Below are 13,553 nucleotides of genomic sequence, written 5' to 3' on the forward strand. Positions count from 1 at the left end.
CGGGTCGGTCGGGTCTGAGTCGCTGGCGCCCTGGCCGCGTGGCGCATTGCCGCCGCGTCCCTGCCCCGGCGGGTCGTTCGGGTCGGAATCGCTCTGGCCGCGCGGGCGGGCGCCGCCCCGTCCCTGGCCGGGCGGGTCGGTCGGGTCTGAGTCGCTGGCGCCCTGGCCGCGTGGCGCATTGCCGCCGCGTCCCTGGCCCGGCGGATCGGTCGGGTCGGAATCGCTCTGGCCGCCCGGGCGGGCGCTGCCGCGCCCCTGGCCGGCCGGGTCATTGGGGTCTGAATGCTCGCGCCGCGCCCGCCGCCACCGCCGCGCCCCTGGCCGGCAGGGTCGTTCGGATCGGCATCGCTCACGCCACGGCCACCGCTGCCGCCACGCCCCTGGCCAGCGGGGTCATTCGGATCGGAATCGCTGCGGCCGGGCCGGGGCGCATTGCCGCCGCGGCCATTGCCGGGCTGGTCGCCGGGGTCGGCGTCGGTCAGGCCGCTCTGCGGCGGGCGGGGGCCGGATTTCGTGCCTTGCGCCAGGGCTGGGGACCCGGTGGCCGCGCTGCCCAGGGCCACCAGGTTCACCACCAACAGACGGCGGCGCAGCCGTGGGTCGAATTCTGTCATGCGTGCCTCCTCAACGGGGCAGGATGGTAGGACGGCGCCGCTCGAATTGCACGCGCAACGGAGGCGCTTTTTTCCCGCGCGGGCGGGATCAGGGCGGGACGACCGCCTGCTCCATCGCGGCCAGCACGCCCGCCGCGCCGACCAGCCTGAGCCGCCCCTGCAGCCGCAGGCAGGCGCCCAGGATCAGGCCGCGTGCCAGCAGCCCCTCGGCGCAGCGCTCACCCGCATCCAGCGCCGTGGCGATGGCATCCTGCGGCAGCGGGCCTACGCCCACCGTGACATGGAGGTCGCGCAGGTCGCTGTCCGGGTCCAGCTCGCAGGCGCGGGCGCGGGAGATGGAGGCGTGGTCCACATCCACCGCATTGGCGATGATGCTGGCCGCCGCATCCGCCTCCGGCGCGTGGGCGGCAAGCACGGTCACCGCATCGGCGATGCCCCGGCTGAAGCTGCGCCCCCGCCAGCCGGAGGTGGCGATGCCGCGCACCGCGTCGCCCCCGCGGATCACGGCCAGCCCGCTCGGCTCCGGCCGCGCCGGATCCTCCACCAGCCCCACGCGCAGCGTGCTGGCGGGCGAGAGATGCAGCGCGATGTCCCCGCCATTGTTCACATGCGCGAGGCTGATGCCCGGTACGGCGATGATGGCGCGCAGCACATGCTCGGCCACGGCGCCGGCCACCGCCACCATCGGCGTCACGTAATGCATGCGGTGCGGCCAGGCGGCCTCCGCCATGCGCTTTGCCACGGGATGCGTGAAGTTCGGCATGCGGCCCATCAGCGGGGAACGCAGCAGCGGCAACTCGCGCGAGAGGCCGGCCAGCACGCCATGCAGCCCCTGCCAGGCGGCCTCCCGCGCCTCGATCACCGCGGGGCGCGCGCCCTCCAGCCCGATAACGAGGTCAATCGGCCCGTCCTGCAGGTGCAGCCGCCCATCGGGCAGCAGCGCGCGGCGCGGCGCGGGCCATTCGACCTCGGTCATCCCGGCGCGCCGGGCCAGGGGTTGTCGCTCAGCCAGGCCTCGCGCCGGGCCGCGTCCCCTTCCTGCGCGAGCAGGGTGGCGAGGCTGATCGCCTGGTCCACATGCCCGCCCAGGGCGGCATAGAGATCGGCGCGCAGGGTGAATTCGAGCGGCGCGACAAGCGCGGGCGTCGGCACATGGCCGAAGGCCTTATCCGGCAGGCGCAGGACGTCCGCCATGATCGTGATGCCGCCTCCCGGATACAGGTAGCAGGGCGCGCCGCCCATCGTGACCACAACCTCGCCACGCTGCACGGCGCGCGTCAACAAAATCGGGTTGTCGGTCACGCCGGCGCGCAGCGAACCGCCCGCGCCGGCCATGAAGAGGATGGAGGTGAGCGCGGGTTCGCAATTCTCCCCGATACGCGCGACGGTGGCCGCGACGGCCGCCGGCACGGGCGCGGGCACAGGCCGCAGCGCCTCGTCCAGCTCCACGTAAAGAAAATCCTCGCCCGTCGTGCTGGTCAGCAGCAGGCGCAGCCCGGGCCAGGCGAGCTTGGGATCAATGCTCTCGATGAGCGAGAGCGGGTCCGTCACATCCGTCCCGCCCCAGCCGCTGCCAGGATGCGCCACCTGGAAATAGCGCCCGGGCGTGGAGCGCCGCCCGCGCACGCGGATGCCCGAGGCGCGCATGTTGAGGCACTTGCCCGCCTGGTGCTCGGTCAGCACGCCGGTGATGTGGTCATCCACCACGATCACCTCATCCACATGGCCCTGCCATTGCTGCGCGAAGATGCCGACGGCAGCACTGCCGCAGCCCACCCGCATGCGCGTCTCGGGCACGCCGTTGACGATGGGCGCGGCCCCCGCCTGGAGGATGAGGCGCGAGCCGCCCTCGATCTCCACCTCGATCGCCTGCTTGGACGCGAGCGCCAGCATGGTCGCGCAGGTCACGCTGCCCTCGCGCTTGGAGCCGCCGGTCAGATGCCGCACGCCGCCGATGCTAAGCATCTGCGAGCCATATTCGGCGGTGGTGACATGGCCGATCTGCTCGCCCTCATGCATCACGCGGGCGCTCTCGGGGCCGAGATGGCGGTCGGTGTCGATCTTCGCCTTGAGGCCGCAATAGCTGAAGATGCCCTCGGTCACGACGGTGACGGTGTCCACGCCCTGGTGCTGGCTGGAGACGATGAAGGGCGCGGGCTTGTAGTCCGGGTAGGTGGTGCCCGCGCCGATGGCGGTGACGAAGGTGGGGCGCGTGATCCCGCCATCCCAATCCTCCGCGCCCTCCAGGAAGGGGACGAGCGGCTGGTCGGTCTGCGTCAGCAGCACCAGCGGGTCGGTGCGGACCAGGCGGCCATCCTCGTTCGCGTAGCGGTGGCAGGCGCCGGCGCGGCCGGGGCGGATGCGGCAGAGCACGGGGCAGGCATCGCAGCGGACGATGCCGTCGGCTTCGGCGGCGCCGAAGATGGAAGTGCGGTCTACCAACGGCCCGTCTCCTTCAGGGCTTCCAGCACGCGGTGCGGCAGTGCCGGGATGCGATGGATGGTCGCGCCCGTCGCGTCGCGGATGGCGGAGAAGATGGCGGGCGCGGTGGCCACCAGCGCGGGTTCGCCCACGCCCTTGGCGCCATAGGGGCCGAGCGGCTCGCGCTCCTCGATCAGGATGGTCTCGATCGGCGGCACGTCGCCGAAGGAGGGGATCAGGTAGTCATGCAGGTTCTCGGTGCGGCCGGGCAGGTATTCCTCCATCAGCGCGAGCCCGATGCCCTGCGCGATGCCGCCATGGATCTGCCCCTCCACCAGCGTCGGGTTGATCGCGCGCCCCACATCATGCGCGGCGACGATGCGCTGCAACTGGATGGTGCCGAGCTTCACATCCACCGCCAGCGCGCAAAGCTGCGCCGCAAAGCCATAGGTGGCGTAGGGAATGCCCTGGCCATTGGCGTCGAGCGGCACGGTCGGCGGGTCGAAGCGGCCCAGGCCCTCGATGGGGGCCATGGGCCGGAAGGGCGCGCCATCCAGGGTCAGCCCGCCATCCCAGCCCAGCACGCCATTGCTGCCGCGCAGGATTTTTTGCCGGAGGTCGAGCGCCGCTTCCATCGCCGCGCGGCCGCTGACGAAGGTCTGGCGCGAGGCGCTGGTCTTGCCGGCATCGGGCGTCGTTGCCGTGTCCCCATTCACGTGGCGCAGTGCGGCGACGGGCAGGCCCAGCGCCTCGGCCGCGATCTGGGCGAGCACGGTGGAGGAACCCTGGCCGATATCCACCGCGCCGTTGAAGAAGGTGATGCGCCCATCCGTGCCGAGCACGAGCCGCATGTCCGAGGGGTTGGACATGCCGGTATTGCCGATGCCGTACCACATGCCGGCGACGCCCACGCCATGCCGCAGCACGCCGCCCTTGGCGTTGCGCGCGGCGGCCTCGGCGCGGAATTCCGTCCAGGCCGGCCGCAGCGCCTCCAGGCACAGCCGCTGCCCGGCCGAATGCTCCAGCTTCTGCCCGGTGGCGGTCACATCGCCCGCCACCAGCGCGTTGCGGATGCGGAATTCCAGGCGGTCCAGCCCGCAGGCATCGGCGAGGCGATCCCACAGCGCCTCCTGCGCGATGGCGGCCTGGGGCACGCCGAAGCCGCGGAAGGCGCCGGAGGGCGGCTGGTGCGTGTGCACGGCGCGCGCCCGGGCGCGGACATGCGGCACGCGATAGGGCCCGGTGGCGTGGACGGGCACGCGGCCGGCGACGGTCGGGCCCCAGCTAGCGTAAGCCCCCGTGTCGTAGATGCCCTCGAAGTCGAGGGCGAGCAGCCGGCCCTCGGCGTCGCAGCCGGCGCGCGCGGTGATGCGCGCGGGGTGGCGCTTGGTGCTGGCGGCCATGCTCTCGCTGCGCGGCCAGATGGCGCGCACCGGGTGGTCCAGCACCCAGGCGGCCACGGCCAGCATGGGCTGGATGCCGGCATCGAGCTTGCCGCCGAAGCCGCCGCCACAGGCGGAGGGGATGATCCGCACGGCTTCCAGCGGCAGGCCGAGCACGCCGGCCACCTCCTCGCGGTCCATCGCCGGCGCCTGGGTGCTGGACCAGATCTCGATGCGGTCGCCGAGATGTTCCTTGCCGGCCTCCGGCCGGACCCGGCGCGCATAGCCGGCTTCCGGCTCGATATAGGCGTGCTCGACGAAGCTGGTCTGCCAGTCGCCTTGCACCACATGCGCGGCCTCGCGCAGCGCGACCTCCACGTCGCCGGACCGCACGAAGCCCTCGGCCAGGACATTGTCTGGGAATTGCGTGTGCAGCGCGGGGGCGTCGAGCGCCGCGCGCGGATCGTCCAGCGCGTTCAGCTTCTCCCAGGTGATGGGCAGCGCCTCGAAACGCAGCGCCTCCAGCGCTTCGCGCGTGCCGATGACGGCCGCCACCGCATCGCCGCGATAGAGCGCCGTGTGCTGCGCGAAGACCGGCTGGTCCTTGATGTGCGGATAGATGCCATAGCCATTGCGCCCCGGCACATCCACCGCCGTCAGCACGCGCGTGATGCCGGGATGCGCGGCGAGGAAGCCCGCGACATCGCCGATCGTGAAGCGCGCATGGGCATGCGGGCTGCGGATGGCGCGCAGCCAGAGCGCATCGGCGGGTGCGAGATCCGCGCCGTAGCGCTCCGTGCCATCCAGCTTGGGCACACCATCCACGCGCGGCAGGCGCGCGCCGACCGTTCCGGTCTCGGCGCTCGCTTCCACCCCGCGCACCGCGTCGATGATGCGGCGATAGCCGGTGCAGCGGCAGAGCACGCCGCCCAGCGCCTCCTCCACCTCCGCCTCGGAGGGCGTCGGGTTGCGGCGCAGCAGTTCGGTCGCGGCGACGACCATCCCCGGCGTGCAGATGCCGCATTGCGCCGCGCCATGCGCGTGGAAGCGCGCCATCAGCGCCTGGCCTTCCGGCGTGGCGGCGATGCCCTCGATGGTCTCCACTTCCGTGCCCGCGCATTGGCCGAGCGGGGTGAGGCAGGCGCAGGCCTGGGCGCCATCCACCAGGACCGTGCAGGCGCCGCAATCCCCGGCATCGCAGCCGAGCTTCGTGCCGGTCAGCCCCAGGCCGTCGCGCAGCGCATCCGCCAGCCGCGTGCCGCCGTCCAGCGCCAGGTCGCGCGGCACGCCATTCACCAGAAGCGCCGTCATGCTGCCAACCTCGCCTGCGCGCGCGCCACCAGTTCCGCCGCCGCCGCGTGGCGATAGAGGGCACTGCCGCGCACATCATCCATCGGCGTCAGCGGCGTGCCATCCCAAAGCCGCGCGACCTCGGAACAGGCGCCGACCGCGACGCGGCCTTCCGCATCGGCGGCCACCATGGCGATGGAAATCACCAGATGCGAGCGCGCCCCCAGCTTGAGAAACACCGAGCGCGCCTCCGCCCGCGCCGCCGGCACATGCAGCGCCACCAGCAGTTCATCGGCCGCCCGCGCCGTGCGGCGATTGCCCAGGATGAACTCGCCGAGCTTCAGCCGCCGCCGCCCCCGCGCGCTGGCCAGCTCCACCTCCGCATCCAGCACCAGCAGCGGCGGCACGCCATCGGCCGCCGGCGAGGCATTGCAGAGATTGCCGCCGATCGTGCCGCGCGCCTGGACCTGCCGCCCGCCCACCTGGCGCGCCGCCTCACGCACCGCATCGAAGCCGGGCGGGAGGGCCGCATCGCGCAGCGCGGCCCAGGAGGTGGCGGCGCCGATGCGCCAGCCGTCGCCCTCGCGCGTGATGCCGCGCAGCTCCGGGATGGCGGTGATGTCGAGCCAATCGGCGTCGTTCGGGTTCCCCCAGGCCATGCGATGCGCGCGCGCCGGAAACACATCCGTGCCGCCCGCCATCACCTGCCAGCTTCCCTGAGCCAGGAGCTCCAGCGCCTCCGGCAATTCATGCGGCCTTCGATACGAACCCACCCTTGGTCTCCCACTTGGCGCGACGCAGCACCGCCCATTAACCTGCTGTCACAGTTTAGGGGAGCCAGCGATGGCGCGCATACTCATCAAGGGCCTCGGCCTCGTCTTTTCCGGCGATTTTGCGCAACCGCGTCTCGATGCGGAAGCGATTTTGATCGAGGGAGGAAAGATCGCGGGAATCGGCCGCGCCAAGGATTTCGAGGCCGATACGATCATCGACGCGCAGGGCTGCGCGGTCATGCCCGGGCTGATCGACAACCATGTTCACCCCGCCTTCGGCGACTGGACGCCGCGGCAGAACCAGCTCGGCTTCATCGAGGCCATGGTGCATGGCGGGACCACCACGCTGATCTCGGCCGGCGAGGTGCATCTCCCCGGCCGCCCCAAGGATGCGGTGGGCGTGAAGGCGCTCGCCATCGCCGCCCAGCGCTGCTTCGCCGCCTTCCGCCCCATGGGCGCCCGCGTGCTGGCGGGCGCCCCGGTGCCCGAGCGTGGTTTTCGCGAATCCGACTACCAGGAGATGGCGGCCGGTGGCGTCACGCTGCTGGGTGAGATCGGCCTCGGCACGCTGAAGGAAGCGGACGAAGTCGTGGAGACCATGGGCTGGGCGCGCAAGGCGGGCCTCAATGCCATGATCCATTGCGGGGGCCCCTCCATCGCCGGCTCCAACCTCATGCAGGCCGAGGTGGTGATCGCCGCCGATGCCGATATCGTGGCGCACATCAATGGCGGTCCGACCTCGCTGCCCGCGGCCGAGCTGACGAAGGTGATCGCGGGCACGAAGCGCGCCATCGAGATCGTGCACAACGGCAACCCGCGCAACGCCATCCATGCGCTGAAGGTGCTGACCGAGATGGGGCGGCTGGACCGCCTGGTGCTGGGCACGGACAGCCCCGCGGGCTCGGGCGTGCAGCCACTGGGCGTGATGCGCACCATCTCGCTGCTCTGTTCGCTGGGCGGGCTGGATCCCGCCATCGGCATCGCGGCGGCGGGCGGCAACACGGCGCGCTGGCGCAACATCCAGGCTGGCGTGATCAAGCCGGGTGCGGCGGCGGACCTCGTCTTCCTCGATGCCCCCATCGGCGGCGCGGGCCGCGACGCGGATGAGGCCTTCACCTATGGCGAGCTGCCCGGCATCGGCATGGTCATGGTGGATGGCGAGGTGAAGACCATGCGCAGCCGCAACACGCCCCCGGCCGCGCGCATTCCCACGGTGCAGTCATGATCATCCGCAAAATCCTCGTCAGCGTCGAGGAGACGCATCTCGAAATGGGGCGCGAGGTCTCGCCCGTGATCCGCCGCGCCATCGCCGCGATGGTGCTGAAGAACCCCTTCGCCGGCCGCTACGTCGAGGACCTCTCGGAGCTGATCGAGGCGAGCGTGCCGCTCGGCGCCGAGCTCGCGCAGCGCGCCATCGCCGCCCTCGGCATCCCGGGCGACCAGGTGCACAGCTTCGGCAAGGCCGCGATCGTCGGTGAGGATGGCGAGCTGGAACACGCCGCCGCGCTGCTTCATCCCAAGATGGGCGCGCCGGTGCGCAGCGCGCTGGTGAAGGGCCCGGCGGTGATCCCGTCTGCGAAAAAGCGCGGCGGGCCGGGCACGCCGATCGACATCCCCCTCGGCCACAAGGATGCCGCCTTCGTCCGCAGCCATTTCGACGCGATCGAGGCCCGCATCACCGATGCGCCGATGCGCGACGAGATCCTGCTCTGCCTGGCGCTCACCACCGGCGGGCGGCCGCTGCCGCGCGTGGGCGGGCTGACCACCGAGCAGATCATTGGGCAGGACGGCCTCCGATAAACGGATGAACTTTCCGTAAGCGTCATTTATGCTGCGGCGCATGAATGACGCCATCCGCCTCATCCTGAACGGGGTTTCGCGCGACCTTCCGCGCGAGACCCCAGCCACCACCACCCTGCTCGACTGGCTGCGCACCGAACGCCTCACCGGCACGAAGGAGGGCTGCGCCGAGGGCGATTGCGGCGCCTGCACCGTGGTGCTGGAGGGCGCCGATGGCAGCCGCACGCCCATCAATGCCTGCCTCTGCGCGCTGGGCCAGTTGCATGGCCGCGCCATCCGCACCGTCGAGGGGTTGGGCGCAAACCACCCCATCCCGCGCGCCCTGGCCGAGGCGGACGCCACGCAATGCGGCTTCTGCACGCCCGGCATCGTCATGTCCGCCTGGGCCCATGTGGTGGAGGGCGGCGACGTGCATGAGGCGCTGGCCGGCAATCTCTGCCGCTGCACCGGCTATCGCCCGATCCTCGACGCCATGGCCGCCCTCGCCACTGAAGAAGCGCCACCGCCCGCGCTGCCGTCCGTCGGCAGCGCGCGCTTCGGTGGCTTTCATCTGCCCGCGACGCTCGCAGAAGCACTGGCGCTGCGAGCCGCGCATCCCGCCGCCTGGCTGCTCATGGGCGGCACCGATCTCGGCCTGCGCCTGTCCGAGCATCGAGAGCATCCGGCCGAGGTGATCTGCCTGCTGAACGTCACGGAGATGCAAGGCATCTCCCGCGCACCCGAGGGTCTGCGCATCGGCGCCGCCGCCTCCTATGCCGAGCTTCTCGCCACCTGCCGCGCCGATGAGGATTTCGCGCCGCTCGCCCCCTATCTCGCGCGGCTGGGCTCGCGGCAGATCCGCGGGCTTGGCACCGTCGCCGGCAATCTCGGCACCGCCTCGCCCATCGGCGACGCTTTGCCCATCCTGCTGGCACTGGAGGCGGAGGTGGAGCTGGCCGCACCGCGCGCCACGCGGCGGATGCGCGTGGAGGATTTCCTCACCGGCTACCGGCGCAATGCGCTGGCGCCGGATGAGCTGATCCTCGCCATCCACCTGCCGCGCCCGCCGGTGGGCGCGTTGCTGGCGGCGGAAAAGCTCTCGCGCCGGCATGACCAGGATATCAGCGCGGTCTCGCTCGTCGCATGCCTCGTGCTGGAGGAGGGCGTGGTGCGCCGCGCGCGCCTGGCCTTCGGTGGCATGGCGGCCAAGACCGAGCGCGCGCTGACCGCCGAGGCCACGCTGGAAGGCCGCGCGCTGGATGACGCGGCGATGATCGCGGCCGGCGCCGCGCTGCATTTCACGCCGTTGAGCGATGCCCGCGCCAGCGCCGATTACCGCCTGGAAGCCGCGCGCGGCCTGCTGCGCCGCGTGGCCCTGCGCCACACCCATCCCGACCTCGCCGCCGAGGTGCACGCATGAACGCCCCCTTGCGCTTTGCCGGCCAGGCGCTCCGCCATGACAGCGCGCTGAAGCACGCGACGGGCGAGGCGCGCTTCCTGGACGACATGCCCGAGCCCGCCGGAACGCTGCATGCGGCGCTGGCCCTTTCGCCGGTCGCGCATGGGCGGCTGCTCGGCCTCGACACCGCAGCGGCGGCGGCCATGCCCGGCGTGGTGCGCATCGTCACGGCCGCCGACCTCCCGGGCGAAAACGACATCGCGCCCATCGCAAGCGGCGAGGCGATGCTGGCCGAGGGCGTGGTCGAGCATCACGGCCAATCCCTCGCCCTCGTCATCGCCGAGACGCGCGATGCCGCACTTCGCGCCGCCGCCGCCATCGCGCCGCGCATCGAGACGCTGCCGCCCGTGCTCAGCATCGAGGAAGGCCTGGCGCGCCAGGCCTGGATCATCCCGCCGCAGACCATCCGCGAGGGCGATGCCGCCACTGCGCTGGCGCATGCGCCGCACCGGCTTCAAGGCGAGTTCCACGCGGGCGGGCAGGAGCATTTCTACCTCGAAGGCCAGATCGCGCTCGCCATCCCGGGCGAGGATGGCGAGATGCTGGTCCATTCCTCCACCCAGCACCCGACGGAAGGCCAGCACGTCATCGCGCGCGTGCTGGGCGTGCCCTATCACCGCGTCACCGTGCAGTGTCGCCGCATGGGCGGCGCCTTCGGCGGCAAGGAGAGCAATGCGAGCTGGGTCGCCGCCGCCGCCGCGGCCGGCGCCGCGCTGACGGGCCGCCCCGTGAAGCTGCGCCTGCCCCGCCGCGCCGATATGGCGGCGACGGGCAAGCGCCACCCCTTCCTTTATCGCTGGGATGTGGGCTTCGACGCCTCGGGCAGGCTGCTGGCGCTGGACGCGCTGCTGGCCGGCGATGGCGGGCACAGTGTGGACATGTCCGGCGGTGTGGTGTTCCGCGCCGTCACCCATGCGCTCAACTGCTACGCCGTGCCCGATGTCACGCTCACCGCCTGCGCGGTGAAGACCAACCATGTCAGCAACACCGCCTTTCGCGGCTTCGGCGGCCCCCAAGGCGCGCTGCTGATGGAGGAGGTGCTGCACGCCGTGGCCCGGCATCTCGGCCGCGACGTGGAAGACATCCGCGCCCTCAACATCGCGGACCGCACGCCCTACGGCCAGGCGCTGGAGCCCGATCTCATCCGCCGCGTCCATGCCGAAGCCAAGCGCGATGCGGGCTGGGCGGAGAAACTGGCCGAGATCGCCGCCTTCAACGCCGCGCACCCCACGCTGCGGCGCGGCCTGGGGAGTTTCGTCTGCGCCTTCGGCATCAGCTTCGGCATCCCGCATCTGAACCAGGCGGGCGCCCTGGTGCATGTCTATACCGATGGCTCCATCCGCCTCGCCCATGGCGGCACCGAGATGGGGCAGGGCCTCTTCATCAAGGTGGCGCAGGTGGTGGCGGAGGTGTTCTCCGTGCCCGTCGAGCAGGTGGGCATCAGCGCCACCACCACGGCCGAAATCCCCAACACCAGCGCCACCGCCGCCTCCACGGGGAGCGACCTCAATGGCTGGGCGGCGCATGCGGCGGCCAGCACGCTGCGCGCGCGCATGGCGGAGGTTGCGGCCCGGCATTTCGGCTGCGCCGAGGAGGAGGTCATCTTCGAGAATGGCGCGGTCTTCCCGGCCAGGCCCGGCAGCAATGCGCGCATGAGTTTCGGGGATCTCGCCAAGCTCTGCTGGAAGGCGCGGGTCAGCCTCTCCGCCACCGGTTTCTACAAGACGCCCGACATTCATTGGGACGCGGCATCCATGCGCGGCGAGCCCTTCTTCTATTTCAGCTACGGCGCCGCGGTGGCCGAAGTGCTGCTCGACACGCTGACCGGCGAGCATCGCTGCCTCTCGGCGCATCTCGTCCAGGATTGCGGCCGCAGCCTGAACCCGGCGATCGATCTCGGCCAGATCGAGGGCGCCTTCGTGCAGGGGATGGGGTGGCTGACCAGCGAGGAGCTGTTCTGGGATTCGGAAGGGCGCCAACGCAATCTCGGCCCCTCCACCTACAAGATCCCCGGCTCGCGCGACGTACCGCCCATCTTGCGTACGCGCCTGCTGGAGGGTGCGCCGAATCGGGCCGCCACCATCTTCCGCAGCAAGGCGGTGGGCGAGCCGCCCCTGCTGCTGGCCACCGCCGTGGTGAACGCGCTGCGGGCGGCGGCGGGGGTGACCCGCCTTGATCTGCCGGCGACGCCGGAGCGGGTTCTGCTCAATTTGCGGGCACAAAAAACCACGACATGAATGCCGCTTGCAAGGTCCTTCCGGCCTCGCCATACAGGCGGCAAGGTGGCCCGCGAATGTGGCAACCCAGATATGCAAGGGACAGGTCCGGGTGAGCGATACGATCCTCGAAACGCAAGGGCTGACAAAGGAGTTCCGCGGCTTTCTCGCGGTCCAGGGCGTCAACCTTTCCATCCGTCGCGGCACGATCCATGGCTTGATCGGGCCCAATGGCGCCGGCAAGACCACCTGTTTCAATCTGCTCACCAAGTTCCTGATCCCGACGCGCGGCAAGATCACCTATGACGGGCGGGACATCACGAACATGAAGCCGGCCGAGGTGGCGCGGCTTGGCCTCGTCCGTTCCTTCCAGATCTCGGCGGTCTTCCCGCACCTGACGGTGCTGGAGAATGTGCGCGTGGCGCTGCAGCGCGCGCGCGGGAGCAGCTTCGACTTCTGGCGCTCGGATTCGGTGCTCAAGACCTTCGACGGCCGCGCCCGCGAGCTGCTGGCCGATGTGGGCCTGACCGAATACGCCGAACTCCAGGCCGGCTCGCTGCCCTATGGCCGCAAGCGCGCGCTGGAGATCGCGACGACGCTGGCCCTCGAGCCCACCATGATGCTGCTGGACGAGCCCACCGCCGGCATGACGCATGAGGATGTGGACCGCATCGTGACGCTGATCAAGCGCGTCTCGAAGGGCCGCACCGTGCTGCTGGTGGAGCATAATCTCAAGGTTGTCGAAGGGCTTTGCGACAACATCACCGTCCTCGCCCGCGGCGAGGTGCTGGCCGAAGGGGACTACATGGCCGTCAGTCGCAATCCCGATGTGCAGGCCGCCTATCTGGGCACCGATCCGGCCTCGGTCGGCGTGCCGGAGAGTGCCGCCCATGGCTGAGCCGCTGCTGAAGGTCGAGGGCCTGGAGGCCTGGTACGGCGAGAGCCACGTCCTGCACGGCGTGGGCCTCGAAATCCATGAGGGCGAGGTCATCACGCTGCTCGGACGCAACGGCGCGGGCAAGACCTCGACGCTGCGCGCCATCATGGGCCTGGTGGGCCGGCGCTCCGGCTCCATCCGCTTCGAGGGGAAGGAGACGATCGGCCTCCGGTCGGACCTGATCGCCCAGTCCGGCATCGCCTATTGCCCGGAGGAGCGCGGCATCTTCGCCTCGCTCGACGTGACGGAGAACCTGATGCTGCCGCCTGTGATCCGGCCCGGCGGCCTCTCGGTGGCCGAGATCCACACGCTCTTCCCCAACCTGAAGGAGCGCGCGCGCAGCCCGGGCACCAAGCTCTCGGGCGGCGAGCAGCAGATGCTCGCCATCGGCCGCATCCTGCGCACCGGCGCCAAGCTCCTGCTGCTCGATGAGCCCAGCGAGGGCCTGGCCCCGGTGATCGTGCAGCAGATCGGCCGCACGATCCGCGAACTCAAGACGCGCGGCTTCACCGTGCTGCTGGTGGAGCAGAATTTCCGCTTCGCCCAGACCGTGGCCGACCGGCACTACGTCATGGAACACGGCCATGTCGTGGACATGGTGCCGAATTCCGAGCTCATGTCCTCGCTGGACCGTCTGCACGAATACCTGGGCGTCTGACCCGGGATCATGAAAAAACGTCCG

At 71.1% G+C, this 13,553-nt stretch carries 10 protein-coding genes; 6 read left to right on the forward strand and 4 right to left on the reverse strand.

Annotated features, from left to right (window positions below; all coding sequences use genetic code 11):
- Nucleotides 1-702: 702 nt before the first annotated feature.
- The 4 genes from ACQ860_RS14810 to ACQ860_RS14825 are packed head-to-tail and all read right to left on the reverse strand — an operon-like array spanning nucleotide 703 to nucleotide 6,480.
- Complete coding sequence (locus tag ACQ860_RS14810; protein ID WP_431304106.1) at nucleotides 703-1,590, reverse strand: UPF0280 family protein; 888 nt, start codon at nucleotides 1,588-1,590, stop codon at nucleotides 703-705.
- A complete protein-coding gene (locus tag ACQ860_RS14815; protein WP_431304107.1) occupies nucleotides 1,587-3,056 on the reverse strand; it encodes a 6-hydroxynicotinate reductase in 1,470 nt (489 codons plus the stop codon). Before ACQ860_RS14815 ends, ACQ860_RS14810 begins: the two co-directional genes overlap by 4 nt.
- Entirely contained in the window at nucleotides 3,050-5,728 is a 2,679-nt protein-coding gene (locus ACQ860_RS14820) for a molybdopterin-dependent oxidoreductase (RefSeq protein ID WP_431304108.1), read from the reverse strand. Before ACQ860_RS14820 ends, ACQ860_RS14815 begins: the two co-directional genes overlap by 7 nt.
- Complete coding sequence (locus tag ACQ860_RS14825; protein ID WP_431304109.1) at nucleotides 5,725-6,480, reverse strand: FAD binding domain-containing protein; 756 nt, start codon at nucleotides 6,478-6,480, stop codon at nucleotides 5,725-5,727. Before ACQ860_RS14825 ends, ACQ860_RS14820 begins: the two co-directional genes overlap by 4 nt.
- Nucleotides 6,481-6,550: 70 nt before the next feature.
- Between ACQ860_RS14825 and ACQ860_RS14830 the strand changes: the two genes are divergently transcribed.
- The 6 genes from ACQ860_RS14830 (at nucleotide 6,551) to ACQ860_RS14855 (ending at nucleotide 13,529) form a co-directional block, all read left to right on the forward strand.
- Complete coding sequence (locus ACQ860_RS14830; protein WP_431304110.1) at nucleotides 6,551-7,705, forward strand: amidohydrolase family protein; 1,155 nt, start codon at nucleotides 6,551-6,553, stop codon at nucleotides 7,703-7,705.
- Nucleotides 7,702-8,280 (forward strand): amino acid synthesis family protein, encoded by a 579-nt coding sequence (locus tag ACQ860_RS14835; protein WP_431304111.1) that lies wholly within the window; start codon nucleotides 7,702-7,704, stop codon nucleotides 8,278-8,280. The genes ACQ860_RS14830 and ACQ860_RS14835 overlap by 4 nt, the downstream gene beginning before the upstream one ends.
- Nucleotides 8,281-8,320: 40 nt before the next feature.
- A complete protein-coding gene (locus ACQ860_RS14840) occupies nucleotides 8,321-9,679 on the forward strand; it encodes an FAD binding domain-containing protein (RefSeq protein WP_431304112.1) in 1,359 nt (452 codons plus the stop codon).
- Nucleotides 9,676-11,955, forward strand: a complete 2,280-nt coding sequence (gene xdhB, locus ACQ860_RS14845) for a xanthine dehydrogenase molybdopterin binding subunit (protein ID WP_431304113.1) — start codon at nucleotides 9,676-9,678, stop codon at nucleotides 11,953-11,955. The genes ACQ860_RS14840 and xdhB overlap by 4 nt, the downstream gene beginning before the upstream one ends.
- 91 nt (nucleotides 11,956-12,046) lie before the next feature.
- On the forward strand, nucleotides 12,047-12,832 hold the full coding sequence (locus ACQ860_RS14850) for an ABC transporter ATP-binding protein (RefSeq protein WP_431304114.1): 786 nt from the start codon (nucleotides 12,047-12,049) through the stop codon (nucleotides 12,830-12,832).
- Nucleotides 12,825-13,529, forward strand: coding sequence for an ABC transporter ATP-binding protein (locus ACQ860_RS14855; protein ID WP_431304115.1), 705 nt, complete (start codon nucleotides 12,825-12,827; stop codon nucleotides 13,527-13,529). The genes ACQ860_RS14850 and ACQ860_RS14855 overlap by 8 nt, the downstream gene beginning before the upstream one ends.
- The last annotated feature ends 24 nt before the right edge of the window (nucleotides 13,530-13,553 follow it).

It is taken from the genome of Sediminicoccus sp. BL-A-41-H5 (genome assembly GCF_050632405.1).
Taxonomy (GTDB): Bacteria; Pseudomonadota; Alphaproteobacteria; order Acetobacterales; family Acetobacteraceae; genus Roseococcus.